The following is a 25,795-nucleotide window of genomic DNA, read 5'->3' as shown; positions in this document are numbered from 1 at the left end:
CCGGCCCGCACCGACCGTCAGTCGGTAGCCGCGACAGCCTCGTCGACCGTGGTGTGGATGGGAAACACCTTGGTCAGACCTGTGATCCGGAAGATCTTGAGAATGCGCTCCTGGTTGCACACCAGGCGCAGCGAGCCCTCATGGGCCCGGACACGCTTCAAGCCGCCCACGAGCACGCCGAGGCCGGTGGAGTCGAGGAAGTCGACGCCTTCCATGTCGACAACCAAGTGGTAGCTGCCGTCATTCACCAACTCGACCAACTGCTCGCGCAGCTTGGGCGCGGTATACACATCAATCTCGCCACCGACCTCGACGACCGTACGGTCGCCACCAGGCCCGGACACATTGCGAGTCGACAGGGACAGGTCCACGGATCCTCCAGCACCTTGCTATCGAGCGGTCGCCCCTCGGTCTCCCCGACGGAGGCCAGGGGACGGATCGCCAGCCGCGATGGCATTCAATCACTTACCAGCAGCCATGCACGACGCCTTGGGACCATTGTCCGTCACGCCAGTGACACACTCGGTGCCGATGGCCAAGAATCACCGCCCCAGTCGACCACCCGAGAACGCGGGCTCGCGCCCCTCTCCCACGGTGGTTCTCGACCGGCTCGCCGCAGCGGCGGGCCGGGCAGCGCGCATCACTCATACGGAGCACTTGCCCCCGCGTGCGGGAACCCATGCCCTCTGGCCTGATCGCATCCGGCCGGAAGTGGTCTCGGCAATCGGACGGGCCGGAATCGACCATCCGTGGACGCACCAGGCCGCCGCGGCTGAGCACGCCCTGGACGGCGAGTCCGTGGTGATCGCCACAGGGACGGCGTCCGGCAAGTCGCTCGCCTACCTCGCTCCGGTGCTGAGCACCCTCCTCGACGGCTCCCGTGCACCGAACGGCCGCGGCACCACCGCTCTGTACCTCGCCCCCACCAAGGCACTGGCCGCCGACCAGCGCCGCGCGGTGAAGGCGCTCGCGGAGCCCCTCGGCTCCGCGATCCGGCCGGCGGTCTACGACGGGGACACGCCGGTCGAAGAACGCGAATGGGTGCGTCAGTACGCCAATTACGTCCTCACGAACCCCGACATGCTGCACCGGGGCATTCTTCCGTCCCACCCCCGCTGGGCCTCCTTCCTCCGCTCCCTCCGCTTCGTCGTCATCGACGAGTGCCACACCTACCGGGGCGTCTTCGGCTCCCACGTCGCCCAGGTGCTCCGCCGTCTCCGCCGTCTCTGCGCACGCTACGGATCCGAACCCGCCTTCCTCCTCGCCTCCGCCACCGCGGCGCAGCCCTCGGTCGCCGCCGGCCGTCTCACGGGCCTGCCCGTCAAGGAGGTCGCCGACGACGCCTCGCCCCGGGGGGAACTGGTCTTCGCCCTCTGGGAGCCTCCGCTGACCGAGCTGCACGGCGAGAAGGGGGCACCCGTACGCCGTACCGCCACGGCCGAGACCGCCGACCTCCTGACCGACCTGACCCTCCAGGGCGTGCGCTCGGTCGCCTTCGTACGCTCCCGCCGCGGCGCCGAGCTCATCTCCCTCATCGCCAAGGAACGGCTCGCCGAGGTGGACCGCTCGCTGCCCGGGCGAGTCGCCGCCTACCGCGGCGGTTACCTGCCCGAGGAACGCCGGGCCCTGGAAAGAGCGCTGCACTCGGGAGACCTCCTCGGCCTGGCTGCCACGACCGCCCTGGAGCTCGGCATCGACGTCTCGGGGCTGGACGCCGTGATCATCGCCGGCTACCCGGGCACCCGTGCCTCCCTCTGGCAGCAGGCCGGCCGCGCAGGACGCTCGGGGCAGGGTGCCCTCGCCGTCCTCGTGGCCCGTGACGACCCGCTGGACACCTTCCTCGTCCACCACCCCGAGGCGTTGTTCCAGCAGCCCGTGGAGTCGACCGTCCTGGACCCGGACAACCCGTACGTCCTCGCTCCCCACCTGTGCGCCGCGGCCGCGGAACTCCCCCTCACCGAGTCCGACATCGAGCTCTTCGGCCCCGCGGTGCCCGAACTCCTGCCCCAGCTCGAGGCAGCGAAGCTGCTGCGCAGACGGACGACCGGCTGGCACTGGACCCGCCGTGAACGCGCCGCCGACCTCACCGACATCCGCGGCGGGGGCGGCCGTCCGGTCCAGATCGTCGAGGAGGGCACCGGCCGGCTGCTGGGCACCGTCGACGAATCAGCCGCGCACACCGCCGTCCACGAAGGTGCCGTCCATCTCCACCAGGGCCGGACCTATCTCGTCCGCACGCTGGACCTGGAGGACTCTGTGGCCTTGGTCGAGGAAGCCGTTCCTCCGTATTCGACCAACGCCCGGGACACGACCGCGATCGCCGTGCTGGAGACGGACACCGAGATCCCCTGGGGTGAAGGGCGTCTCTGCTTCGGCTCCGTCGAGGTCACCAACCAGGTCGTCTCCTTCCTCCGCCGCAAGCTCATCACCGGGGAGGTCCTGGGCGAGACCAAACTCGACCTGCCGCCCCGCACCCTGCGCACCCGCGCCGTGTGGTGGACGGTCACCGAGGACCAGCTCGATGCCGCCCGGATCACCCCGGAGATCCTCGGAGGGGCCCTGCACGCAGCCGAACACGCCTCCATCGGGATGCTGCCGCTCTTCGCCACCTGCGACCGCTGGGACATCGGCGGTGTCTCCGTCCCGCTGCACCCCGACACGCTCCTTCCCACGGTGTTCGTCTACGACGGCCACCCGGGTGGTGCCGGCTTCGCGGAGCGCGCCTTCCACACGGCCCGCACGTGGCTCACGGCAACGCGCCAGGCCATCGCGTCCTGCGAGTGCGAGGCGGGCTGCCCGTCCTGCATCCAGTCCCCCAAGTGCGGCAACGGCAACGAGCCACTGCACAAGCGGGGCGCCGTACGCCTTTTGACCGAACTGCTCAGGACCGCACCGTCCGAGCCCGCCGAAGGCGATCCGGCGGAGAGCTCGGAGGCCCACCGGCCGGAGGGCGCCGCCGGATGAGGCCACGCGCGCCCCGGCTACTCGTCCGACGACGGCGCCTCCAGGGCCTCCAGGGCCTCCGGGGGCAGTGACGGGCCCGGAGGACCCGCCCTCGACCTGACCTCAGGTGCGTACGGGCCGAAGCGCGCCCGGGCGGTCACGTCGGCGATCTCTCCCTGGACCGCACAGCGCACGATCTCCGCCCCTTGGGCCAGGGCGACCTCTCCGGCGGCCCCGCACGCCGTCTCCGCACCCCGCAGCGCCTGGTCGGCTGCGGCGAGCGCAGCCAGATCCGCCGCACCGCCGGCTTTGTGACGGGCGGAGACGGCCTGTCCGAGAGCGAGCACCGCCGCGAACACCACGCAGAGCGTCGCCGTCGTGACGGCGGTCCAGACCGTCGCCAGCCCCCGGTCCCTTGCCCCAGCGGGGGCCTTCGTCCTCCTCACGGCTCCGCCCCCACGGTGTCCTCCGCCAGCGCGACGGCCTCGGCGCTCAGCGTCAGGCCCAGTGGTCCGGGTCCCGGCGTGGGCGCCTCCACCCGGACCCGCCACAGCCCTCCGGTCCGCTCCACCGCGACCCGGGCCCGGCCCGGCGCCGCCTCCCGAGCCGCAGACCGCACCGAGTCCTCCGGCTCCGACCGGGCCGCGGCCCGCGCTCCGGCACGCGCGGCGTCCACACAGCGGATCTGGTCCGAGGCTGCGACCAGCGCCCAGACGAGGGCGAGGACGAAGGCCACCAGCACGGGAAGGACCATGGCTGCCTCCGCCGTCACCGCTCCCCGGTCGTCGCTCCGGCCTCTCCACAGCTCCTCAGAACTTCGCATCGAGGGCGCCCTTGATCAGCGACTGCAAGGCCGACAGCACCGCCCCGCTGGTAACCACCTTGTAGAGCACCGCCGCGAACGCGCAGGCGGCAATGGTCCCCACCGCGTACTCGGACGTCGTCATCCCCCTGTCGAGGTCTCGGGGGCGGGCACGCGTGCCAAACCTGGCCTCCCACGCACGACGCAGCGTCCTCGAAGACCACTCCACGGCTTTCCTGTTCATCTCAACCCCCATGTCCACACACCACGTTGTTTCGTTCAGAACTTCGGTCCGGCACTTCGAACAAGCGGGAACCAGGCCCCGCTCCCCTGGATGCCGGCATCCGGGAGAAGCGGCTGTTCCCACTCAGCCGCGGTGCAACAGGCCGGTCGCCAGCCCGATCACCACCGGCGCCACGCCCACGGCCAGAAAGGCGGGCAGGAAACAGAGCCCCACCGGTGCGGTGATCAGCACACCGGCCCGCTGAGCACGCGCCACAGCCGCACTGGCCCGCTCGGCACGCATCTCATCGGCGAGCCTGGAAACCGGCTCCGCAGCCGGGGCCCCCGTCGACGCGGCGCGCTCAAGGCAGCGGGCCAGTGGCGCGGCACCGGGCAGCTCCCCGAACCGGCCCCATGCCTCCGCAGGTTCACCCCCGAGCAGGATCTCGGCCGCTGTGCGGGCCAGCCGCTCACCGACCGGGCCCCCGATTGATTCCCCGACCGCCTCGGCCGCCTCCCGCGGCCCGGCGCCCGCCGAGAGGCACGACGCCAGCAGATCCGCAGTGATCGGCAGCTGCCGGGAGACCAGCGCAGCATCCGCGTCACGGGCGGCAGACCCACGCACCCTGACGGAGCGCCGCCACCGCCGAACCCCGTACGCCGCCGCGAGACCGGCCCCGCTCCCCGCCACTCCGCCGACAAGGATCCAGACGCCTGCCCAGACGGCCAGGAACACCGTCCACCGCCGGACACGGCTCCACCCGGGCGCCCGCAGGTCGATCCACCTCGGCCCCGGGCCGCTCGCGCAGGACTTGGCCAGCACCGCCCCCCGTCTGCGTATCGCCCGTTCATGGCGCCGGCCTGCGAACACGAAGGCGAGATACGCGGTTGTGCCGAGCGCCGCCCCCACCGCCCCGGCCGCCCCCAACACACCCCCCGCACCGGAGATCACGCTCACGCCGCCTCCCCGGCCCGCACGATCCGCGATGCCCAGAGCAGTCCCGCCGCCTCCAGCAGCCCACCCGTCGCCAGGCAGACGAGTCCGGCCGGGCTGTGCAGCAGAACCTCCAGCGGATCCGCGCCGAGAGCCGCTCCCAGCCCCAGGCCCACCACCGGCAGCAACGCCAGGACCACAACCGTCGACCAGGCGCCCGCCAGCTGGGCCCGCAACTCCTCCCGCCGCCGTCTCTCACCCCGCAGTGCGCTCTCCAGGCGCGCCAGACCGGCCGCCAGACCTGCTCCGCCGTCCACCGCCACCCGCCAGCAGGCGGCCACACCCGCGAGCCCTTCAAGACCGGGCCCCGACGCCGCCTGCCGCAGCGCGCCCGGCACATCGCCACCGAACCGCGCGGCGGCCAGCACGGCGGGCTCGGCGGCGCCCAGTGCACCGGCGTTCCGCGCGGCGGCGAGCAACGCCTGCCCGGGCTCGTGCCCGGCCCGCAGCTCGCCGACCACCGCGCCGCAGAGCGACGTCACCGCGTCGGCCGCCTCCTCACGCGCACGTCGCCGTGCCCGCCGGCGCAGCCAGCGCCGCACGAGCGGTACCGCCACAGCGCCCGCGAGCAGGGGAAGCACCGATTCACCCAGCGCAGCGAGAAGAGCCGCCACAGGGGCACACAGCCATTCCTTCCGCCCGGTGAAGATCGCGCAGGCCGTGGCCCACGCCGCCGGCCCCCACGGCTCCTCCCGCCGAGCCGTCAGCACCCGGGCGCGCCGCGCCCCTGGGTCCCGGGCCACGGCCAGAGCGGCCGCCAGGCCCGCGCAACCTGCCATCGTCCACGCCGGCACCTGCATCAGCACGTCGGATCCCACCGGCGTCATGGCTTGTCTCCGATCAGCGCCCCGAGCCTCTCCCAGCCCCGCTCCGGCTCGAACCCCTCGGCACCCCAGACCAGCGCGGGCACAGTCACGACCAGACCTGCGGAATCCCGCTCGAGCACATGGACTTCGGCCACACGCCGCCGCCCGCCCCTGTCGCGTACGAGATGGACGACCACGGACAGCGCTGCCGCCAATTGGCTGTGCAGAGCGGCGCGGTCGAGACCGGCAGCCGTCCCGAGAGCCTCCAGACGCGCCGGAACGTGCTCGGCCGCATTGGCGTGCACCGTGCCGCAGCCGCCTTCGTGCCCGGTGTTGAGGGCTGCCAGGAGTTCCGTCACCTCGGCACCCCGGACCTCTCCCACCACGAGCCGGTCAGGACGCATACGCAGCGCTTGGCGCACCAGGTCCCGTAGCGTCACCCGCCCGGCACCTTCCTGATTGGCGGGCCGTGACTCCAGCCGGACCACATGCGGATGATCCGGGCGCAGCTCCGCCGAATCCTCTGCCAGCACGATGCGCTCACGCTCACCGACCGCACCCAGCAGACTCGACAGCAGAGTCGTCTTGCCCGCACCCGTCCCTCCGCTGATCAGATAGGAGACCCGGGCCTCCACCAGAGCTCTCAGCAGCCGGTCGCCGCCGGGCGGGACCGTCCCCGCTGCCACGAGTTCCGCCAGGGTGAAAGCACGGGGGCGCACCACACGCAGCGAGAGGCACGTCGATCCGACGGACACCGGCGGCAGTACAGCGTGCATCCGCGTCCCGTCCGGGAGCCGCGCGTCCACCCACGGCCGGGCGTCGTCCAGCCGTCGCCCCGCCACCGCGGCGAGCCTCTGAGCCAGCCTCCGGACAGCCGCCGCGTCCTGAAAGACGACCCGGGTCAGCTCGAGTCCGCCGCCGCGGTCCACCCACACCCGATCCGGAGCGGACACCAGCACATCGGTCACCGCCGGGTCCGCCAAAAGCCGCTCCAGCACTCCGGTGCCGACCAGCTCTCCCCGCAGCTCCTCGGCCGCACCGAGCACTTCCGCGTCACCGAGCAGGCGGCCCTGCTCCCTCAGCGCGGCAGCCACCCCCGCCGGCGTCGGCGCCGCACCGCTGCGGGCCAGTCGTTGGCGTACGGCCTCGAGCAGCGCGTCCGTCATGACGCCACTCCCGCGCGAGACCTGGCCGGGACGGCATCCGGACGGACCGGGACATCCGCCAGATCCCAGAAGGCCGTGCAGAAGCGGGCCAGTGGGCCGCGGGAATTCCCGCCCGGGGGCACACCGCTGTCCTGAGCCGAAGACAGCGCCGGCTCCGTGGGCAAGCCACCGACGAGCGGCAGGCCGAGCGCCCGCGCCATCCACTGCTCGTCCAGGCCTGCCGTGTAGGGCCCCCGCGCCACAACCCGCAGGTCTTCAAGGACCGTGCGGGCCACGGCCGCCACGCGCTGTGCCGCCGCGACCGCCCTCAACTCCCCGGGCACGACCAGCAGCCCTATGTCGAGCTGCGCCAGCGCCTCTGTCACGCTCTCGTCGAACCGGCGGGGCAGATCCACGACCACCACTCCACCCAGCCGGCGAGCGGCGGCGAGCACGGAACGCATGGCCTGTGGCGGAACGATCACCTCTTCGTCCCGGCCCCAGCTGAGCACCCGCAGCCCGTGCAACGCCGGCAGTGACTCCTCCAGCGCTCCTCCGCCGAGCCTCCCTTTGGAACGGGCGAAATCCGGCCATCGCAAGCCCTCGGATTCCTCACCGCCGAGCAGGACGTCGATCCCGCCGCCCAACGGGTCGCCGTCGATCAGCATCGTCCGCCGGCCCGACCTCGCGGCTGTCACGGCAAGTGCGCAGGCCAGCGTGGACGCGCCGGAGCCGCCCCGGCCCCCCATCACTCCCACGGTGATCGCAGGCCTGCCCACGCCCTCCACCGCATTGGCGATCTGGTCGACGAGCCAGCCTTCTGAAGCGGGCAGTCTCAGCACGTATTCGGCGCCGATCTCCACCGCGTGGCGCCACACGTCGGGATCCTCCTGGTCCCGTCCGACGAGCATCACGCCGGGCCTGCGAGGCATCCCACGGCATTCACGCGCCGCGTCATCGCCGACCAGGACCATCGGCGCCCGGTCCCAGCCGGCTCTCTCCCCCGGAGCGGCGTGCTGCACTTCCGGCACTGCCCCGGCCGCCGCGCACAGCCTGAGCAGATCGTCCAGCAGATCCGGGTCCTCGGTGAGGATCAGCGGTCCGTCCCGCCGCCCTTCGGCACTCGACGGGCCTTCGCCCAGGAAAGATCCAGCCACGATCTCCGCCCCTCTCACTGTCTCCTCCAGTGCGGTTTCGCGGCGATCTCGAACGGTCCGAGACGCGCGATTCCGGAACCCACGGACTTCGCGGGTGGAATCAACATGCAACGGCGCGGAAAAACATGTGGATCTTGCTCAGAAACTGTGGACAACTCAAGCGTTGTGAATATCTCGGTAGCTCGTACAGGGGACTTTCACAGCGCAGCCCTTCCGTTACGCACGGTGACGAGTCATGATCGAGTGGACTCGCACGAGAGAGCGGCCGACACCGCGGCAAGAGAGGGAGGGCCTGGATTCCTGGCCGCAAAAACGCGTCCGGACATGCGACGACCCCCGCCGGGGGGGAGAGCGGGGGTCGTCCCCACGGCCGACTCGGGGGGGGAGGAGTCGGACCGGGTTAGCACGGTCGCGAACGATCCGTGACTTCCATGGTGTACCCGAGCCCCTCCTCAGGCAAACCCACCTGCCGGATTTTACGCCGAATGGCGGGCCCCTATGCTCACCTTTGTGGAAAACTGCTTCTCGCCGCGCACAGCAGCCTTCTTTGACCTGGACAAGACGGTCATTGCGAAGTCATCGACACTGACCTTCAGCAAGTCCTTCTACCAGGGTGGGCTGATCAACCGTCGTGCCGTACTGCGCACCGCGTACACACAGTTCGTGTTCCTTGCCGGGGGCGCCGATCACGACCAGATGGAGCGGATGCGCGAATACCTCTCAGCGCTCTGCAAGGGGTGGAACGTCCAGCAGGTCAAAGATCTGGTCGCCGAGACCCTGCACGACCTGATCGACCCGATCATCTACGACGAGGCCGCGACCCTCATCGAGGAGCATCACACCGCCGGGCGCGACGTGGTCATCGTCTCGACCTCCGGCGCCGAAGTCGTCGAGCCCATCGGAGAACTGCTCGGTGCCGACCGGGTCGTGGCGACCCGGATGGTCGTGGGCGACGACGGCTGCTTCACGGGCGAGGTCGAGTACTACGCCTACGGGCCGACCAAGGCGGAGGCGATCAGGACGCTCGCCGAATCGGAGGGGTACGACCTGTCACGCTGCTACGCGTACAGCGACTCCGCCACCGACGTACCCATGCTGGAGTCCGTGGGGTACCCGCACGCCGTCAACCCGGACCGGGCCCTTCGGCGAGAGGCCACGCTCCGGGAGTGGCCGATTCTCGTCTTCGACCGTCCGGTCCGGCTCAAGCAGCGCCTGCCCGCGTTCTCGATGCCGCCGCGGCCGGCACTCGTGGCGGCCGCGGCACTGGGCGCAGCCGCGGTGACCGCAGGGCTCGTCTGGTACGCCAATCGTCGTCGCGCTACCGCGATCACCGCCTGACTGCCGCCGCCCTCGAGGGCGGCGGCAGCGGCCCTCAGCCCCCGAAGTCCGGCCCAGCTGCATTATGTCCGGCTCGCCTGCATTTGAAGGTAAAAGTAAAGAAAAGCGGCCAGGACTTCCGCTCCCCCTCGTCCTGGAGTACAAAGGATTCAACGGCCCGCGAGACCAAGGACATCCGAGAGGATCACCTTTTTTACGCAGAAGGCCCCACGGACCGAGCACGAAAGCCGAGCACCCACGCGACGTCGACCCGTCGATTACGGGCCAGCCGCACCAGGTGACGGGCAAAGAACCCGACCTGATGGGCATATAACGAGGACGCTTGGTAACTGGGCGGACGTGCCAGCGGCGGTACCGGAACCGGTACCGCCGCAACCCTTTCCGGAGCAGGCCCGCACACGCGGAGCATTCTCCAGAACCCCGCCGCGCCGACCGTGCGGCCAGCCCCGCGGGCGACGCGCTCAGGCCGCGCCGCGCTGCAGCGCCTCGCACACAGCCGTGGACTCCCTGACGCCCAGTTCCACCGAGCGTCCACAGTGAGCGATCCAGGCCGCCATGCCCTCCGGCCTGCCCGACAGATACCCCTCGAACGCAGCGACGTAAGCCGCGCGCCCCTGCTCCGCATGACCGCCTTCGGCAGGGCAGATCGACTTGGGGTCGAGCCCGCTGCCGATCAGCACGATCCGCTCGGCGGTCCGGGCGACCAAGCCGTTGTGCGACCCGAAGGGACGCAGCGCGAGCAGTTCGCCGTGGACCACCGAGGCCGTCACGAGTGCGGGCGCCGAGCCGCCGGCGATGATCAGCTGCGAAAGCCCTTCGAGACGCCCGGACACCTCGTCCGCGCCCGGCACGGGCGCTTCGATCAACGGCTCGTCGACCGGCTCGCCCGCCAGCCGTGGCCTGCCGACCGTCTCGTCCGGAGTCGCGCCACCCGCGGCCACCAGATGCAGACGGGCAAGCACACGAAGGGGTGACTGCCGCCAGATCGAGAGCAGTTGCCCCGCCTCCGCCGTGAGCCTCAACGCCGCACCGATCGTGCGGGCCTCGTCCTCACCGCTGAAGTCCGTGCGCCGACGCACTTCCTCGAGATTCCAGTCGGCTCCCGACAGCGCCGCCGAACCGCGAGCTCCGCGCAGCGCAGCCTCCGCGGTGACCTCGTTGCTGCGGCGCCGCATGACCCGGTGGCCGTAGACCCGGTCCACGGCCTTGCGTACGGAGTCCACCGCGTCGGAGACCCCCGGCAGGTCACCCAGGGCGGCAAGCGGGTCAGAGGAAGTCGTACTCATAGGTAGCGAGGCTACGCGCCCCCGCCACGGATACCGCCCAGGAGTGGCCTTCTTCACGAAGGATGACAGCAGTGAGCGATGACACCGCTACCCTAGGTGAACATGAAGATCGCTTTCGTGGGGAAGGGCGGCAGCGGCAAGACCACGCTGTCCTCGCTCTTCATCCGCCACCTCGCTGCCAATGAAGCCCAAGTCGTCGCGGTGGACGCCGACATCAACCAGCATCTCGGGGCCGCCCTCGGCCTGGACGAGAAGGAATCCGCCGCCCTGCCGGCCATGGGCGCCCAGCTGCCCCTCATCAAGGACTACCTCCGCGGGAGCAACCCGCGCATCGCATCCGCCGCAACGATGATCAAGACGACACCGCCCGGGGAGGGGTCCCGGCTCCTGCGCGTCTGCGAGGACAACCCCGTCTACGACGCCTGCGCCCGCACGGTCCGTCTCGACGACGGGGAAATCCGGCTGATGGCCACCGGACCGTTCGACGAGTCCGATCTCGGCGTCGCCTGCTACCACTCCAAGGTCGGGGCGGTCGAGCTCTGCCTCAACCACCTGGTCGACGGCCCCGACGAATACGTCGTGGTCGACATGACAGCAGGGTCGGATTCGTTCGCCTCGGGAATGTTCACCCGCTTCGACATGACCTTCCTGGTCGCCGAACCGACCCGGAAGGGCGTCTCCGTCTACCGCCAGTACAAGGAGTACGCGCGTGACTTCGGTGTCGCCCTGAAGGTGGTGGGCAACAAGGTGCAGGGGGAGGACGATCTCGACTTCCTGCGCGCCGAGGTCGGTGACGACCTGCTGGTCGGCGTCGGCCAGTCCGACTGGGTCCGGACGATGGAAAAGGGCCGGCCGGCCCCGTTCGAACTGCTGGAAGCAGACAACCGGATGGCACTGCAGGCCCTGCAGAACGCCGCGGAGGACTCGTACGGACTGCGCGACTGGGAGCGCTACACGCGGCAGATGGTGCACTTCCATCTGAAGAACGCGGAGAGCTGGGGCAACGAGAAGACGGGCGCCGACCTGGCTGCCCAGGTCGACCCCGCCTTCGTCCTGCAGGAGCACCGCGCGGAGACGGGCGCCGCTCAGCCGGCCTGACCGGAGGGCGCGGCCCCGGAGGGCGATCCCTTTTCCGTGCTCCCGTCGGCCCCCTTGCCTGCCGGCTGATCCGCCGGCCTGGCAGGCACGGGGCTGCCCGCGGGCTTACCCGGAACCGTCCCCGCGAGGAACGCGGTCCAGCCGGGCTTGGGCTCCTGGCCCACCTTCAGGGTCCCGAGTCTGGCGAGCGTCGCCGGATCCTGCGCGTCCAGCCAGTCGGTGAGCTGGCGGAAGGAAACGCATTGCACGTCCTGCTTGGTGCACACCGTCTTGATCGTCTCCTCGATCGCGCGCATATAGGTGCCGCCGTTCCAGGATTCGAAGTGGTTGCCGATGATCAGGGGCGCTCGGTTCCCGCTGTAGGCGCGGTCGAACGCCTGAAGCAGGCCGTCCCGCATCTGGTTGCCCCAGTACTCGTGCTTGTCCGGGTCGCCCTGGGTCGTACCGGACTGGTTGAACATGAAGTTGTAGTCCATCGAGAGCGTCTCGAACGCACGGCCCGGCACGGGGACGAGCTGCAGGGGGAGGTCCCAGAGCCCGTCCTTCTTCGCAGGCCAGACCTGATTCCCGATGCCGCTGGAGTCGTAGCGGAATCCCATGGTCCGCGCGGCCGCCACCATGTTCTTCTGCCCCTCCAGGCAGGGGGTGCGGGCGCCGATCAGCTCCTTGTCGTAGTCGAAGGGCAGCGGCGCTTCGGCCTTGAGGTCCGGGGCGTTGGTCTTCCAGCTCTTCACAAACGACTTGGCCTGGCTGATCTCGCTCTTCCACTCGTCGACCGACCACGTGCCGACACCTCCGTCCGGGCCGCAGAAGTGCCCGTTGAAGTGCGTGCCGATCTCGTTGCCCTCCAGCCACGCGGCTCGCAACTCCGTCAGCGTGTTGCGGATCCCCTCCGCGTCGTTGAACCCGATGTCGGAACGGCCCGCCGAATGCTGCGGGGGGTCGTACAGCTCCTTCTTCTTCTCCGGCAGGAGGTACACGCCACTGAGGAAGTACGTCATCTTGGCGTCGTACTTCTTCGCGACCGAGCGGAAATGCGAGAACAGTTTCTGGCTGTCCTCACCCGCGCCGTCCCAGGAGAACACCACGAACTGAGGAGGCTTCTGGCCGGGCTTGAGGCGCTTGGGGACCGGGAGTTTCGGCTGGGCGCCCGTAAAGGCGGTGGAACCGTCGCCGATGAGCTTGACCGCGCCCTTCGGCGCCGCTGCCGGAGAGTTCTCGTCCGCGCCGGGAGCGGACCGCTTCCCGGTCCCGGGTGTGGAGCCGGCTGCCCCCGTACCTGGGCCCGAGCAACCGGCCAAGCCGGTGATCAGCGCCGTGACCACGGCACCCAGGGCAATCCGCTTCGTGGCGGCCATCATCCGTCCACCCTCTTCCTTGCAGATTCGTGCGTTGAAGTGCCGACACGGCGCGGTCAACCTCACACGCAGCTCCGCCGGAATCAGTACGACAAGCCGGATGAAAAGCTGCTTATTCACTGAGAAGAGTGACTGACTGGGCTATTTGCTCGAAAGCATGGACACCTTTCTTTACTCTCCATTACGATTCATTTACGGAGAGTTGAGAAATCCCGCCGTTGTACCCCACCGCTGCACGCCGTGACCTACGGCCGCCGTCATTCACATACCGCGACCGCGCTGCCCCGGAGGAGACGGGAACATGTCTGCCTGCGTCCCCACTCGCAACGACCACTCATCCCGCAGTTCGCGCCCTTCCCGGGCCTCGAGATTCAAGCGTCCACACAGTCCGCCGCCCCCGCCCCGCCGCGGACGTATCCGCGTCTCGGGTGCGGATCTGTCCGCATCGATCACTGTCTTCCTGATCGCCGTTCCCATGTCGCTCGGTCTCGCCGTCGCCATGGACGCCCCGCTCGCCGCCGGACTGGTTTCGGCGGCCATCGGCGGAATCGTCGCCGGACTGCTGGGCGGCACACCGCTCCAGGTCAGTGGCCCGTCCGCCGGACTGACCGTAGTCACAGCAGAGTTGATCCAGATCTACGGCTGGCGCACCACGTGCGCGATCACTGTCGGCGCCGGACTTCTGCAGATCCTGCTGGGTTCGCTGAAGGCGGCCCGCAGTGCCCTCGCCGTCAGCCCGGCCATCGTGCACGGCACGCTCGCCGGTATCGGCGTGGCCATCGCTCTCGCCCAGCTGCACATCGTGTTCGGCGAGGTGCCCCGGAGCTCCGCCCTCGACAACGTCCTGTCGCTCCCCTCCCACCTGGCGCACGCCGAGCCGGCCGGGCCCCTCATCGGAGCCCTGACGGTCGTCCTTCTCGTCGCGTGGCCGCGCGTCCCCGGACAGATCGGAGCGGCGCTCCGCAGAATTCCCGCCGCACTCGCCGCCGTGGTCATCGCGACGGCTGTCGCCACCGCGGCGGCACCGGGCATCGCCCGGGTGGACCTGCCGTCATGGCACTCGCACGCACTGCCCGAACTGCCGCGGGGCCCGGTGGCGGCACTGGCGACAGCCGTGTTCACCGTCGCGCTCGTCGCCAGCCTCGAATCCCTGCTGGCCGCCGTCTCCGTGGACAAGCTGGCCGCGGACCGCTCGACAACCGTGGCAAAGGACGGGTCGACACCGCACGCGCCTGTCAAGCGATCGGACCTCGACCGGGAGTTGCGGGCGCAGGGCGTCGCCAACGCGGTATCGGGGCTCGCCGGCGGGCTGGCCGTATCAGGCGGCGCTGTGCGCAGCTCCGCGAACGTGCGGGCGGGTGCGACGAGCCGCGCCTCCACCGTGCTGCACGGCGTCTGGGTGCTGCTGGCGGCCGCGCTGCTGGTCACGGCCCTGGAGTGGATCCCGCTGGCCGCCCTCGCCGCGCTGGTCATGGTCGTCGGGATCCAGATGGTCAGCTTCGCCCACATCCGGAAGGTCCACAGGCACCGGGAGTTCCTGGTGTACGGCGCCACGATCAGCGGCGTGATTCTGGCCGGGGTGCTCGAAGGGGTGGTGATCGGCATCGTCGTGGCGGTGGCCGTCGCCCTGCACCGGCTGGCACGCACGAGGATCACCGTAACCGAGCAGGACGGCCGCTATCTGGTTGCCGCTCGCGGCCAGCTGACCTTTCTGGCCGTCCCCCGACTCAGCCGCGTGCTCGGCAAGCTCCCGCAAGGGGTCGACGCGGTGGTCGAGTTGGACGGCTTCTTCATGGACCACGCGGCGTACGAGACGATCCAGGACTGGTATGCGGCGCAGACCGCGCTGGGCGGCCGGATCGAGTTCACCGGGCGCTCGGGGGGCCGGATCGCCGAGCCTGCGTCGGCCGCCCATTCCTGCTGCCGCCCGTGGACGCCGTGGCGCAACCATCACTGCCACGACAGCGTGCAGGACACCGCACCGACCACCGCGGCCCCTGACTCGCAGGTCGTCTCGAAGGCAGCTCCTCCCACGGCTCCGAAAGCCCCCTCGGGCCGCCGGCACGGCGCCCATCGGCTTCTCAGCGGCCTCAGTTCATTCCAGCGCACCACCGCCCCGCTGGTCCGTGAGGAGCTGGCCCGGCTGGCGGCAGAGGGGCAGCGCCCTTCGCAGCTGTTCCTCACCTGTGCCGACTCCCGTCTGGTCACCAGCATGATCACCGCGAGCGGCCCGGGGGACCTCTTCACCGTGCGGAACGTCGGCAATCTGGTGCCGCCGCCGGACGCAGGGGACACCGAGAGCAACGACGACTCAGTCGCCGCCGCCATCGAGTACGCGGTGGATGTACTGGAGGTCGAGTCCATCACCATCTGCGGCCACTCCGGATGCGGGGCCATGCAGGCCCTGTTGGGCGCCGCGCCGGAGACGCCCCGGACACCGCTGTGGCGCTGGCTGCGGCACGGTCTGCCGAGCCTGGAGCGCATGCGCTCCCGTCACCACTCCTGGGCCCGCATCGCCGGACGCCTGCCCACCGATGCGGTGGAACAGCTCTGCCTGACCAATGTGGTGCAGCAGTTGGAGCACCTGCGTGCGCACGATTCGGTGGCCCGCCGACTGGCGGCGGGGACCCTGCAGCTGCACGGCATGTACTTTCATGTCGGTGAGGCGCAGGCTTATCTGCTGACCGAGGGCGCCAGTTCCGGAACCGGGCCCGACGAGGTGTTCGTCCGGGTCGCCCCCGGCGCGGTGTGGGGCGCCGAGGACGGCATCGACTCACCGCACCCTGCGCCCGGTACCGCCGTCGGCGCCTGAACCACTCACACGCCCGGTCCGTGAGACCTTGTGGTCCCGCTTTCGCACCGCACAGCGCTGCGTGCGAAAGCGGGACGTGTGACTCCCTACACGAGACACAGGTCTAAACCAATTTCCGGCAGACACTTGTCACCTGGCCCGCAGCCTGATGAGCTGTCCCCCGGGACACAACGGACACCCTGGGAATGGGAGATGTCGTGAGCAACGAAAGCCTGGCCAATCTGCTCAAGGAGGAGCGGCGGTTCACACCGCCTGCCGATCTGGCTGCGAACGCCAACGTGACAGTGGAGGCGTACGAGCAGGCCGAGGCGGACAGGCTGGGCTTCTGGGCCGAGCAGGCCCGCCGCCTGACCTGGGCCACGGAGCCGACCGAGACGCTCGACTGGAGCAATCCGCCCTTCGCGAAGTGGTTCGCGGACGGCAGACTCAACGTCGCGTACAACTGCGTGGACCGTCATGTCGAGGCGGGCAACGGCGACCGGGTCGCGATCCACTTCGAGGGTGAGCCCGGCGACAGCCGCGCGATCACCTACGCGGAGCTGAAGGACGAGGTCTCCCGCGCCGCCAACGCGCTCACAGAGCTGGGTGTCGGCAAGGGCGACCGGGTCGCCGTCTACCTGCCGATGATCCCGGAAGCCGCCGTGGCGATGCTGGCCTGCGCCCGTATCGGCGCGGCGCATTCGGTGGTCTTCGGCGGGTTCTCCGCGGACGCGATCGCCGCCCGGATCCAGGACGCCGACGCCAAGGTCGTCATCACCGCCGACGGCGGTTACCGCCGCGGCAAGCCCTCGGCGCTCAAGCCCGCGGTGGACGACGCCGTCTCGCGCATCGACAGCGTCGAGCATGTCCTGGTGGTCCGGCGCACGGGGCAGGACACCGCATGGTCCGAGGGCCGGGACGTCTGGTGGCACGAGATCACCGGCCGGCAGTCCGCCGAGCACACGCCGGAGGCGTTCGACGCGGAGCAGCCGCTCTTCATCCTCTACACCTCGGGGACCACGGGTAAGCCGAAGGGCATCCTGCACACGTCCGGGGGTTACCTGACCCAGGCGGCCTACACCCATCACGCGGTCTTCGACCTCAAGCCCGAGTCGGATGTGTACTGGTGCACCGCCGACATCGGCTGGGTGACCGGGCACTCGTACATCGTCTACGGGCCGCTGGCCAACGGGGCGACCCAGGTCATGTACGAGGGCACGCCCGACACCCCGCACCAGGGGCGTTTCTGGGAGATCGTCCAGAAGTACGGGGTGACGATTCTGTACACCGCGCCGACGGCGATCCGCACGTTCATGAAGTGGGGGGACGACATCCCCGCCAAGTTCGATCTGTCGTCGCTGCGTGTGCTGGGTTCGGTGGGTGAGCCGATCAACCCCGAGGCCTGGATGTGGTACCGCAAGCACATCGGCGCCGATATCTGCCCGATCGTGGACACCTGGTGGCAGACCGAGACCGGCGCCATGATGATCTCGCCGCTTCCCGGGGTCACGGCGACGAAGCCCGGCTCGGCCCAGCGGGCCCTGCCCGGCATTTCCGCCACCGTGGTCGACGACGAGGCCCATGAGGTGCCGAACGGCGGGGGCGGCTATCTCGTCCTCACCGAGCCGTGGCCGTCGATGCTCCGCACCATCTGGGGTGACGACCAGCGCTTCCTCGACACCTACTGGTCACGCTTCGAGGGCAAGTACTTCGCGGGTGACGGCGCCAAGAAGGACGAGGACGGCGACATCTGGCTGCTGGGCCGCGTCGACGACGTCATGCTCGTCTCCGGGCACAACATCTCGACCACCGAGGTCGAGTCCGCCCTCGTCTCGCACCCCTCCGTCGCCGAGGCCGCCGTGGTCGGCGCCAACGACGAGACGACCGGTCAGGCCATCGTCGCCTTCGTGATCCTGCGCGGGACGGCCACCGCCTCAAAGGAGCTGGTCGCCGAGCTGCGTAACCACGTCGGCACCACGCTCGGGCCGATCGCCAAGCCCAAGCGCGTCCTGCCGGTGGCGGAGCTGCCGAAGACCCGGTCCGGCAAGATCATGCGCCGCCTCCTGCGCGACGTCGCCGAGAACCGCGAGCTGGGCGACGTCACCACCCTCACCGACTCCTCCGTCATGGCGCTCATCCAGACCCAGCTGCCTTCCGCCTCGTCCGAGGACTAGACCGGGCCGGAGGAGACGGAGGCGGTCGCGGCAGGCCAGGTCCGTACACAGACCTGAGCCTGAGAGGGATCCGCTCGCACGCCCCGAGGGGCACCCGGAACCACCCGGGTGCCCCTTCCGGCTGCCGGGGACAGGCCGGAGACGTACGGATGGCGGTGCGCGCCCGTCGCGCGGGGCTCACCACATCCGGATACGTTTCCGATAGCCCAGGTAGAGTGGTGATTTCGTCGGCGAAGCGCGTCGGCACGATCACCTGCCCGCCGGTGCGCAAGCAAGAACGCCGAGCGAGCGACAACAGCACAAGTAAATCTCCACAGGGGCGCCGGGAAGTCTGGTCGGCATGTGTATCCGCCATGCCACCAACGCCGTAACCCGACCCGGAGGTCTTCCTCGTGGCCCCGCCCGTCCCCCCTTCCGGCCGCCGCACTCTGCTCGGCCGACTCTCCCTCCCCGAGCGCAATTACGTCGCGGAGGCCCTGCGCACCGAGACGGTCGGTGGCGTCATCCTGCTGGTCGCGGCCGTGGCCGCGCTGATCTGGGCCAACACCTTCGGCTCCACGTACGCCTCCGTCAGCCATTTCCACTTCGGCCCGGAAGCGCTGGGACTCCATCTCTCCGTGTCCCACTGGGCGGCCGACGGGCTGCTCGCCATCTTCTTCTTCGTCGCGGGCGTCGAACTCAAGCGGGAGCTGGTCGCCGGGGAGCTCCGCGATCCCCGGGCCGCGGCACTCCCCGTCGCGGCGGCGCTCTGCGGCATGGCCGTCCCCGCGATCGTCTACACGCTGACCGCCGTGCTCGGTGGTGGCTCCCTCGCCGGCTGGGCCGTCCCCACCGCCACCGACATCGCGTTCGCGCTCGCCGTCCTGGCGGTCATCGGCACCTCGCTGCCGTCGGCGCTACGCGCCTTCCTGCTGACGCTCGCCGTCGTCGACGACCTCTTCGCCATCCTCATCATCGCGGTCTTCTTCACCGACAACCTCGACTTCCTGGCCCTCGGCGGCGCCTTCGTGGGCCTGGTGGTCTTCTACGTGCTGCTGCGCGCCGGGGTGCGGGGCTGGTACGTCTATCTGCCGCTCGCCCTGGTCATCTGGGGACTGATGTACAACAGCGGCGTCCACGCGACGATCGCCGGCGTGGCCATGGGTCTCATGCTGCGCTGCACGAGGCGCGAGGGGGAGACGCACTCGCCGGGCGAACACATCGAGCACCTGGTGCGCCCTCTGTCGGCCGGCGTGGCGGTTCCGCTGTTCGCTCTCTTCTCGGCCGGTGTCACTCTCAAGGGCGATGCCCTGGCCGGCGTCTTCACCCGGCCCGAAACGCTCGGCGTCGTTCTCGGTCTGGTCGTCGGCAAGACCCTCGGCATCTTCGGCGGCACCTGGCTCATCACCCGCTTCACGAAGGCCCAGCTGAACAAGGACCTCGCCTGGGCAGATGTCTTCGCCGTAGCCACGCTGGCCGGTATCGGCTTCACCGTTTCGCTGCTCATCGGGGAGCTCGCCTTCACCGGCGACGAGGACATGATCAACGACGTGAAGGCGGCGGTGCTCATCGGTTCCCTGATTGCCGCCGTACTCTCCGGTGTACTGCTCAAACTGCGGGTACGCAGATACAGGGCGCTGTACGAGGCCGAGGAGATCGACGCGGACGAATCGGGGATACCCGACGTCTACGAGCAGGACGACCCCGAGTACCACCTGCGCATGGCAGCGATCTACGAGAGGAAGGCTGCCGAGCACCGTCGCCTTGCCGAACGGGCGGGGGCAGCGAGCAGCAAGCCGGACAGTCCGGCATGATCTGACATCGGATGTACGGAAGAAGAGAGGGAGTCAGGGATGAGCGACCCCGGCAACTACGCGGGCAGCACCGACCGTAGTCTCGGACAGCTGTTCGCTTCGGCGACCGCTGAGATGTCCGCGCTGGTGCACGACGAGATCGCGCTGGCCAAGGCCGAGATGCGTCAGGACGTCAAGCGCGGCGCGATCGGCAGCGTGGCTTTCATCGTCACGGGTGTGCTGATCCTGTTCGCGATCCCCGTGCTGAGCTTCGCCGCGGCCTACGGCATCCACAATCTCGGGCTCGGGCTCGCCTGGTCGTTCCTGATCGTCGGCGGTGCGTTCATCCTGCTGGGGATCCTGCTCGCCCTCTTCGGGCTCGCCAAGTTCAAGAAGGTCAAGCCGCCGGAGAAGTCCATCGCGTCGGCCAAGCAGACCGCTGCGGTCCTCCAGGGCGTGAAGCCCCACCCCCGCCCCGCCGCCGACGCGCGTGCGATCGAGCGGGCACAGGGCAGCACACTCGCGGACAGGGCCATCGAGAACCGTCCTGTCCAGGAGAAGGCGGTCTCTGTGACACGCTCGTCCACATGACCGACGCCGATTTCAGCACATCCGGTCCGGTGGGGCCGCTGGGGGCGACTGCCGGTTCCGGCAGCCCTGTCCGCCTCGACGGGCCGTGGACCCACCGTGATGTGGCCGCCAACGGTGCGCGCTTCCATATCGCCGAGCTCGGCGACGGGCCGCTGGTGCTGCTGCTGCACGGCTTCCCGCAGTTCTGGTGGACCTGGCGCCACCAGCTGACCGCCCTGGCCGACGCCGGATACCGCGCGGTCGCGATGGACCTCCGCGGGGTCGGCGGCAGCGACCGTACGCCCCGGGGCTACGACCCCGCGAACCTGGCTCTCGACGTCACCGGCGTGATCCGCTCCCTCGGCGAGCCGGACGCGGCGCTCGTGGGACACGACATGGGCGGCTACCTCGCCTGGACCGCGGCTGTGATGCGGCCGAAGCTGGTCCGACGGCTCGTGGTGTCGTCGATGCCGCATCCGCGCCGCTGGCGTTCCTCGATGCTCTCGGACTTCGCCCAGTCGCGCGCCGGTTCGCATGTGTGGGGCTTCCAGCGCCCATGGGTGCCGGAGCGTCAGCTCGTCGCGGACGACGCGGCGTTGGTGGCCCGGCTGATCCGCGACTGGTCGGGCCCGCACACCCCCGGCTTCCCCGACGACCTGACCACGGACGTCTACCGGCGCGCGATGTGCATCCCGTCGACGGCCCACTGCTCGATCGAGCCGTACCGCTGGATGGTCCGTTCACTGGCCCGTCCGGACGGCGTCCAGTTCAACCGGCGGATGAAGCGCCCGGTGCGTGTACCCACCCTGCATCTCCACGGCTCGCTCGACCCGGCGATCCGGACCCGTAGTTCGGCGGGGTCCGGCGAGTACGTCGAGGCGCCGTACCGATGGCGACTTTTCGACGGTCTGGGGCACTTCCCCCACGAAGAGGATCCGGTGGGCTTCTCGGCCGAACTCATCAACTGGCTCAAGGACCCTGAGCCCGACCGGTAGTCGACGGGCACAGCTGTCCGACGAACAGCCAATTGCCTGCCGCATAAGCCAATTGGCTGACTCGCGCACGATTACCGACCTTGGGTCACGGGCAGACGTCGGGGTATGGGCTGGACGCGCGACTTCAATGACGCAGCACGCAACCGCCGCTCGACCGCTCCTGCTGGTCCGAGCATTCACGAGGGGGGCGGCTCGCTGAGCCGGGTGCACGATGTGAGCGATTTCCATGATCTCCGGCTGGGTATTCCGCGCATTCTCCACCGCCGGGCCCGCTGGGTCTCGGCGCGCCTGCGCCATCCCCGCGGATGATGCCGTAGCCGTTCGACAGCACGCCACGTACGGCCCCCGGTCCTCAACGGGCCGGGGGCCGTAGGTGGGTCCGTACGGCAGGATCAGGTGGCCCGGGGTCCCCGGTGTCCGCCTAAGGGACGGCTCAGAGCGCGCAGCCCTGACTGTCGACCTGCTGGGCCGAAGACCTGCCGAGCTCGATGTCCTCGCGGATCTCGTCGGCCGTCAGCGCGTAACCCGTGTCCGGGTCGTCGAGCGACTTCGCGAACACCACCCCGTACACCTTCCCGTCCGGAGTGAGCAGCGGGCCACCGGAGTTGCCCTGGCGGACGGTCGCGAAGAGCGAGTACACGTCGCGCCGCACGGTGCCACGGTGGTAGATGTCCGGGCCGTTGGCGTCGATACGGCCCCGGATGCGCGCCGAGCGCACGTCGTAGGCACCGTTCTCCGGGAAGCCGGCGACGATGGCGCTGTCACCGCTCCCCGCGTCCTTGTCGGTGTCGGTGAAGCGCAGCGGCTCGGCGTCCAGGTCCGGGACGTCCAGTACGGCGATGTCCCGCTGCCAGTCGTAGAGGACGACCTTGGCGTCGTACAGCCGGCCTTCGCCACCGATCTGGACAGTCGGTTCGTCGACGCCGCCGACCACGTGGGCGTTGGTCATCACACGGCGGTCGGAGAACACGAAACCGGTCCCTTCGAGGACCTTGCCGCAGCCCGGGGCCATGCCGACGACCTTGACGATGGACTTCTTCGCGCGGGCGGCCACAGGGCTTCCCGCCAGCGCGGGGTCCGGCGGTTCGACCGCGGTGATGGGCTCGTTGGCGAACGGACTGAAGACCTGGGGGAAGCCGTTCTGCGCGAGGACGGACGAGAAGTCCGTGAACCAGTTGGACGCCTGATCGGGCATCACCCGGGAGACCCCGAGCAGGACCGAGGAGTTACGGACCTCCTTGCCCAGCGTCGGCAGTGACGTGCCGGCCAGCGCCGAGCCGATCAGCCAGGCCACCAGGAGCATGGCCACCACGTTGACCAGGGAGCCGCCCGTGGCGTCCAGGGCCCGTGCCGGCGACCAGGTGATGTACCGGCGGAGCCGGTTGCCGAGGTGGGTGGTGAAAGCCTGGCCCACCGAGGCGCACACGATCACGATCACCACCGCGACGATGGCGGCGGTGGAGGAGACCTCCGACCCGTCGGTCGCCTGGTCCCAGATGACCGGCAGCAGGTAGACGGCCACAAGACCGCCGCCCAGAAAGCCGATCACGGACAGGATGCCGACGACGAAACCCTGGCGGTAGCCGATGACCGCGAACCACACGGCGCCGACGAGCAGCAGGATGTCCAGCACGTTCACCGTCTATAGCCTCGCAGATTCGTCACCTGGCCCGTCCGGTTCGACGGGGTCCGGGCCAGGCCCGGAACAGCGCAGCACGGGAGTCAGCCTGTCATGCGCGCCAGTCGAGCGGCACCTGCCTGGTCCTGTCCCAGGGGCGTTCCCACCCCGCGTAGTGCACAATCCTGTCGATCACTCCGGCTGTGAATCCCCACACCAGGGCGGATTCGACCAGAAATGCGGGACCTTCGTGGCCGCTGGGGTGGACGGCTGTCGCACGGTTGGCGGGATCCGTGAGATCCGCCACGGGGGCGGTGAAGACCCGGGCGGTCTCGGCCGGATCGACGGCACCGACCGGGCTCGGCGTCCGCCACCAGCCGAGGACGGGTGTGACGACGAAGCCGCTCACCGGGATGTAGAGCCGGGGCAGCACGCCGAAGAGCTGGACGCCGCTCGGATCGAGTCCGGTCTCCTCCTCGGCCTCCCTCAGCGCGGCCCTGAGCGGCCCGGTGGTGGTGTGGTCACCGTCCTCGGGGTCGAGGGAGCCCCCGGGGAAGGACGGCTGGCCGGCATGGGAGCGCAGGGAACCGGAACGCTCCATCAGGAGCAGCTCCGGACCGCGCTCGCCCTCGCCGAAGAGGACCAGGACGGCGGACTGGCGCCCGGCGCCGCTCTCTGGCGGCAGGAAGCGGCTGAGCTGGTGTGCGCGCACCGTACGCGCCGCCCGGGCCACGGGCTCCAGCCAGTCGGGCAGGCCGTCCGTGGTGACGGTGAGCGCGCTGTCCTGGGGCGTGCTCGTCCCGGTGGTGGCCGCGTCGGCTGCGGCCCGTGTCCTCTGTGCGTGCGTCATGAGCACCCCCGTCGTTCCAACGCCTGTCGTCGGCCATTTCGTTCCGCACGGACCCGCCTGGGCAGGTCGGCCGCTCACCCGGCTCCCAGCGGCGGTGCGGGACTGCCCGGATAGTCCGGGGGCGGGCTGAGGCGCTGACCCGGGTAGCCGCCCATCTCGTACTTCAGCAGCTTCTTCGCCTTCTCGGGGTCCGTCTCGCCCTCCCCGTAGGCAGGGCAGAGGGCGGAGATCGGGCAGGCGCCGCAGGCGGGCTTGCGGGAGTGGCAGATGCGGCGGCCGTGGAAGACCACGCGGTGCGAGAGCATCGTCCACTCGCTCTTCGGGAAGATCGCGGCGATCTCGGCCTCGACCTTCTCAGGGTCCTCCTGCTCGGTCCATTTCCAGCGGCGGACCAGTCGCCCGAAATGGGTGTCCACCGTGATGCCGGGCACACCGAACGCGTTGCCGAGGACGACGTTGGCCGTCTTGCGCCCGACGCCGGGCAGCTTCACGAGATCCGCCAGCCGGCCGGGGACCTCTCCGCCGAAGTCGTCCCTGAGAGCGGCCGACAGTCCCATGAGGGAGCGCGCCTTGGCCCGGAAGAAACCGGTCGGCCGGATGATCTCCTCCAGCTTCTCGGGAACGGCGGCGGCCATGTCCTCGGGCGTCGGATAGGCGGCGAAGAGGGCCGGGGTGGTCTGGTTGACCCTCAGGTCGGTGGTCTGGGCGGAGAGCACCGTGGCCACCAGGAGTTCGAACGGATTGCGGAAGTCCAGCTCGGGGTGGGCATACGGGTAGACCTCGGCGAGCTCGCGGTTGATCCTGCGGGCGCGGCGGACCATCGCGAGATGCGACTCGGGCTTCACGGTCTTGCCCGACACTGCTCCCGTCGGACGGTTTGCGGCTTTTTTCGTACCTCGTGCGGCCTGTTCGCCCACAGCGGAATTCCTGTCTCCCGACACCCCATCAGCCCCCTTGGCCTGCACTCTCACCGGCGTTCCGGACACCCGGCCAGCCTAGAGCCAGGGGCTGACATCCGCCCCGGTCACCGCGTATCCACGCCCAATCGGCCCCCTGCCGTAGGGTCCGGCACGCCCGTGCGTCAAACTGGTTTGTGATCGATCGCACTGTTTTACCGTCCGGCATCATGGAAACGACGCTTCCCTGAACAGGCCGACAAGGAGAGAACTCGTGGACGACGTTCTGCGGCGCGCCCCGCTTTTCGCGGCGCTCGATGACGAGCAGGCCGCGGAGCTCCGCGCCTCGATGAGTGAGGTGACCCTCGCGCGCGGTGACGCGCTGTTCCACGAGGGCGACCCGGGCGACCGCCTGTACGTGGTCACCGAGGGCAAGGTGAAGCTCCACCGCACCTCTCCCGACGGGCGGGAGAACATGCTGGCCGTTCTCGGCCCCGGCGAGCTGATCGGGGAGCTGTCGCTCTTCGACCCGGGCCCGCGCACCGCGACCGCGAGCGCGCTCACCGAGGTCAAGCTCCTCGGCCTCGGCCACGGAGACCTCCAGCCCTGGCTGAACGCCCGCCCCGAGGTGGCCACCGCGCTGCTGCGCGCCGTCGCCCGCCGTCTGCGCAAGACCAACGACCAGATGTCCGACCTGGTCTTCTCCGATGTGCCGGGCCGTGTCGCCCGTGCGCTCCTCGATCTGTCGCGCCGCTTCGGCGTCCAGTCGGAGGAGGGCATCCACGTCGTGCACGACCTGACGCAGGAAGAGCTGGCCCAGCTGGTCGGCGCCTCCCGCGAGACGGTCAACAAGGCGCTCGCGGACTTCGCGGGCCGCGGCTGGCTGCGCCTCGAGGCGCGCGCCGTGATCCTGCTGGACGTGGAGCGGCTGGCGAAGCGGTCCCGCTGACGCACCGCCCCGCACGCTCACCGAAAGGGCC

At 70.0% G+C, this 25,795-nt stretch carries 23 protein-coding genes; 10 read left to right on the top strand and 13 right to left on the bottom strand.

Annotated features, from left to right (window positions below; genetic code table 11):
* Positions 1 to 17: 17 nt before the first annotated feature.
* Positions 18 to 371, bottom strand: a complete 354-nt coding sequence (locus ACIP63_RS29535; RefSeq protein ID WP_003967428.1) for an STAS domain-containing protein — start codon at positions 369 to 371, stop codon at positions 18 to 20.
* Between the two features lie 79 nt (positions 372 to 450).
* Here ACIP63_RS29535 and ACIP63_RS29530 point away from each other — a divergent pair, with 79 nt between their 5' ends.
* A complete protein-coding gene (locus tag ACIP63_RS29530) occupies positions 451 to 2,964 on the top strand; it encodes a DEAD/DEAH box helicase (protein ID WP_401521594.1) in 2,514 nt (837 codons plus the stop codon).
* A gap of 17 nt (positions 2,965 to 2,981) precedes the next feature.
* Here the strand turns inward: ACIP63_RS29530 and ACIP63_RS29525 are convergent, their stop codons facing one another.
* The 7 genes from ACIP63_RS29525 to ssd all read right to left on the bottom strand — a co-directional run bounded on the left by ACIP63_RS29525 (position 2,982) and on the right by ssd (position 8,069).
* On the bottom strand, positions 2,982 to 3,389 hold the full coding sequence (locus tag ACIP63_RS29525) for an Rv3654c family TadE-like protein (protein ID WP_401521592.1): 408 nt from the start codon (positions 3,387 to 3,389) through the stop codon (positions 2,982 to 2,984).
* Positions 3,386 to 3,766, bottom strand: coding sequence for a TadE family type IV pilus minor pilin (locus ACIP63_RS29520; RefSeq protein ID WP_401521590.1), 381 nt, complete (start codon positions 3,764 to 3,766; stop codon positions 3,386 to 3,388). Before ACIP63_RS29520 ends, ACIP63_RS29525 begins: the two co-directional genes overlap by 4 nt.
* Complete coding sequence (locus ACIP63_RS29515) at positions 3,753 to 4,001, bottom strand: DUF4244 domain-containing protein (RefSeq protein ID WP_401521587.1); 249 nt, start codon at positions 3,999 to 4,001, stop codon at positions 3,753 to 3,755. The genes ACIP63_RS29520 and ACIP63_RS29515 overlap by 14 nt, the downstream gene beginning before the upstream one ends.
* Before the next feature lie 111 nt (positions 4,002 to 4,112).
* Positions 4,113 to 4,916 carry a type II secretion system F family protein gene (locus tag ACIP63_RS29510; RefSeq protein WP_401521659.1) on the bottom strand — a complete coding sequence of 268 codons (804 nt, stop codon included), beginning with the start codon at positions 4,914 to 4,916 and terminating at the stop codon, positions 4,113 to 4,115.
* A gap of 5 nt (positions 4,917 to 4,921) precedes the next feature.
* The gene (locus tag ACIP63_RS29505) at positions 4,922 to 5,788 is read right to left on the bottom strand and encodes a type II secretion system F family protein (protein ID WP_401521584.1); all 867 of its coding nucleotides are present in this window, start codon (positions 5,786 to 5,788) and stop codon (positions 4,922 to 4,924) included.
* A complete protein-coding gene (locus ACIP63_RS29500) occupies positions 5,785 to 6,933 on the bottom strand; it encodes a TadA family conjugal transfer-associated ATPase (protein ID WP_401521582.1) in 1,149 nt (382 codons plus the stop codon). Before ACIP63_RS29500 ends, ACIP63_RS29505 begins: the two co-directional genes overlap by 4 nt.
* A complete protein-coding gene (ssd, locus tag ACIP63_RS29495; RefSeq protein ID WP_401521580.1) occupies positions 6,930 to 8,069 on the bottom strand; it encodes a septum site-determining protein Ssd in 1,140 nt (379 codons plus the stop codon). The genes ACIP63_RS29500 and ssd overlap by 4 nt, the downstream gene beginning before the upstream one ends.
* A gap of 498 nt (positions 8,070 to 8,567) precedes the next feature.
* Between ssd and ACIP63_RS29490 the strand changes: the two genes are divergently transcribed.
* Positions 8,568 to 9,407 carry an HAD family hydrolase gene (locus tag ACIP63_RS29490; RefSeq protein WP_401521577.1) on the top strand — a complete coding sequence of 280 codons (840 nt, stop codon included), beginning with the start codon at positions 8,568 to 8,570 and terminating at the stop codon, positions 9,405 to 9,407.
* A gap of 461 nt (positions 9,408 to 9,868) precedes the next feature.
* Here ACIP63_RS29490 and ACIP63_RS29485 read toward each other — a convergent pair whose 3' ends face one another.
* Entirely contained in the window at positions 9,869 to 10,693 is an 825-nt protein-coding gene (locus ACIP63_RS29485) for an oxidoreductase (RefSeq protein ID WP_401521575.1), read from the bottom strand.
* A gap of 102 nt (positions 10,694 to 10,795) precedes the next feature.
* Here ACIP63_RS29485 and ACIP63_RS29480 point away from each other — a divergent pair, with 102 nt between their 5' ends.
* Positions 10,796 to 11,791 carry an ATP-binding protein gene (locus ACIP63_RS29480; RefSeq protein ID WP_401521573.1) on the top strand — a complete coding sequence of 332 codons (996 nt, stop codon included), beginning with the start codon at positions 10,796 to 10,798 and terminating at the stop codon, positions 11,789 to 11,791.
* Here ACIP63_RS29480 and ACIP63_RS29475 read toward each other — a convergent pair.
* Positions 11,779 to 13,152, bottom strand: coding sequence for a hypothetical protein (locus tag ACIP63_RS29475; RefSeq protein WP_401521571.1), 1,374 nt, complete (start codon positions 13,150 to 13,152; stop codon positions 11,779 to 11,781). The two genes, ACIP63_RS29480 and ACIP63_RS29475, sit on opposite strands and share 13 nt — an antisense overlap.
* A 298-nt stretch (positions 13,153 to 13,450) precedes the next feature.
* Here ACIP63_RS29475 and ACIP63_RS29470 point away from each other — a divergent pair, with 298 nt between their 5' ends.
* The 6 genes from ACIP63_RS29470 to ACIP63_RS29445 all read left to right on the top strand — a co-directional run bounded on the left by ACIP63_RS29470 (position 13,451) and on the right by ACIP63_RS29445 (position 21,760).
* Positions 13,451 to 15,961, top strand: coding sequence for a SulP family inorganic anion transporter (locus tag ACIP63_RS29470; RefSeq protein WP_401521569.1), 2,511 nt, complete (start codon positions 13,451 to 13,453; stop codon positions 15,959 to 15,961).
* 185 nt (positions 15,962 to 16,146) lie between these two features.
* Positions 16,147 to 18,114 (top strand): acetate--CoA ligase, encoded by a 1,968-nt coding sequence (gene acs, locus ACIP63_RS29465; RefSeq protein WP_401521566.1) that lies wholly within the window; start codon positions 16,147 to 16,149, stop codon positions 18,112 to 18,114.
* 392 nt (positions 18,115 to 18,506) lie between these two features.
* Positions 18,507 to 19,907 carry a Na+/H+ antiporter NhaA gene (gene nhaA, locus ACIP63_RS29460; RefSeq protein ID WP_401521564.1) on the top strand — a complete coding sequence of 467 codons (1,401 nt, stop codon included), beginning with the start codon at positions 18,507 to 18,509 and terminating at the stop codon, positions 19,905 to 19,907.
* 39 nt (positions 19,908 to 19,946) lie between these two features.
* Entirely contained in the window at positions 19,947 to 20,477 is a 531-nt protein-coding gene (locus ACIP63_RS29455; RefSeq protein WP_401521562.1) for a phage holin family protein, read from the top strand.
* Entirely contained in the window at positions 20,474 to 21,451 is a 978-nt protein-coding gene (locus tag ACIP63_RS29450) for an alpha/beta fold hydrolase (protein WP_401521560.1), read from the top strand. The genes ACIP63_RS29455 and ACIP63_RS29450 overlap by 4 nt, the downstream gene beginning before the upstream one ends.
* Before the next feature lie 105 nt (positions 21,452 to 21,556).
* Positions 21,557 to 21,760: a hypothetical protein gene (locus ACIP63_RS29445; RefSeq protein ID WP_382096052.1), complete on the top strand. Its 204-nt coding sequence runs from the start codon at positions 21,557 to 21,559 to the stop codon at positions 21,758 to 21,760.
* A gap of 124 nt (positions 21,761 to 21,884) precedes the next feature.
* On the opposite strand, the gene ACIP63_RS29440 is transcribed toward ACIP63_RS29445, so the two are convergent.
* From ACIP63_RS29440 to nth, 3 genes are all read right to left on the bottom strand, one after another.
* Positions 21,885 to 23,090 (bottom strand): MarP family serine protease, encoded by a 1,206-nt coding sequence (locus ACIP63_RS29440; RefSeq protein ID WP_401521558.1) that lies wholly within the window; start codon positions 23,088 to 23,090, stop codon positions 21,885 to 21,887.
* Between the two features lie 91 nt (positions 23,091 to 23,181).
* Positions 23,182 to 23,919: an NUDIX hydrolase gene (locus ACIP63_RS29435; protein WP_401521555.1), complete on the bottom strand. Its 738-nt coding sequence runs from the start codon at positions 23,917 to 23,919 to the stop codon at positions 23,182 to 23,184.
* Between the two features lie 74 nt (positions 23,920 to 23,993).
* On the bottom strand, positions 23,994 to 24,836 hold the full coding sequence (nth, locus tag ACIP63_RS29430) for an endonuclease III (RefSeq protein ID WP_401521554.1): 843 nt from the start codon (positions 24,834 to 24,836) through the stop codon (positions 23,994 to 23,996).
* A gap of 253 nt (positions 24,837 to 25,089) precedes the next feature.
* Here nth and ACIP63_RS29425 point away from each other — a divergent pair, with 253 nt between their 5' ends.
* Entirely contained in the window at positions 25,090 to 25,764 is a 675-nt protein-coding gene (locus ACIP63_RS29425; RefSeq protein WP_031090867.1) for a Crp/Fnr family transcriptional regulator, read from the top strand.
* Positions 25,765 to 25,795: the final 31 nt, after the last annotated feature.

Source organism: Streptomyces sp. NPDC088746, assembly GCF_044751065.1.
Lineage (GTDB): Bacteria > Actinomycetota > Actinomycetes > Streptomycetales > Streptomycetaceae > Streptomyces.
This window is presented reverse-complemented; position numbering and strand designations above follow the sequence as displayed.

Bases quoted from the DNA above. Each gene is read 5' to 3' on its own strand.
- ACIP63_RS29450 (WP_401521560.1), top strand. From the start codon at position 20,474: ATGACCGACGCCGATTTCAGCACATCCGGTCCGGTGGGGCCGCTGGGG.
- ACIP63_RS29480 (WP_401521573.1), top strand. From the start codon at position 10,796: ATGAAGATCGCTTTCGTGGGGAAGGGCGGCAGCGGCAAGACCACGCTG.
- ACIP63_RS29520 (WP_401521590.1), bottom strand. From the start codon at position 3,766: ATGCGAAGTTCTGAGGAGCTGTGGAGAGGCCGGAGCGACGACCGGGGA.
- ACIP63_RS29515 (WP_401521587.1), bottom strand. From the start codon at position 4,001: ATGGGGGTTGAGATGAACAGGAAAGCCGTGGAGTGGTCTTCGAGGACG.
- ACIP63_RS29455 (WP_401521562.1), top strand. From the start codon at position 19,947: ATGAGCGACCCCGGCAACTACGCGGGCAGCACCGACCGTAGTCTCGGA.
- ACIP63_RS29475 (WP_401521571.1), bottom strand. From the start codon at position 13,152: ATGATGGCCGCCACGAAGCGGATTGCCCTGGGTGCCGTGGTCACGGCG.
- ACIP63_RS29530 (WP_401521594.1), top strand. From the start codon at position 451: ATGGCATTCAATCACTTACCAGCAGCCATGCACGACGCCTTGGGACCA.
- ACIP63_RS29435 (WP_401521555.1), bottom strand. From the start codon at position 23,919: ATGACGCACGCACAGAGGACACGGGCCGCAGCCGACGCGGCCACCACC.
- ACIP63_RS29445 (WP_382096052.1), top strand. From the start codon at position 21,557: ATGGGCTGGACGCGCGACTTCAATGACGCAGCACGCAACCGCCGCTCG.
- ACIP63_RS29485 (WP_401521575.1), bottom strand. From the start codon at position 10,693: ATGAGTACGACTTCCTCTGACCCGCTTGCCGCCCTGGGTGACCTGCCG.
- acs (WP_401521566.1), top strand. From the start codon at position 16,147: ATGGGAGATGTCGTGAGCAACGAAAGCCTGGCCAATCTGCTCAAGGAG.
- ACIP63_RS29500 (WP_401521582.1), bottom strand. From the start codon at position 6,933: ATGACGGACGCGCTGCTCGAGGCCGTACGCCAACGACTGGCCCGCAGC.
- ACIP63_RS29490 (WP_401521577.1), top strand. From the start codon at position 8,568: ATGCTCACCTTTGTGGAAAACTGCTTCTCGCCGCGCACAGCAGCCTTC.
- ACIP63_RS29505 (WP_401521584.1), bottom strand. From the start codon at position 5,788: ATGACGCCGGTGGGATCCGACGTGCTGATGCAGGTGCCGGCGTGGACG.
- ACIP63_RS29470 (WP_401521569.1), top strand. From the start codon at position 13,451: ATGTCTGCCTGCGTCCCCACTCGCAACGACCACTCATCCCGCAGTTCG.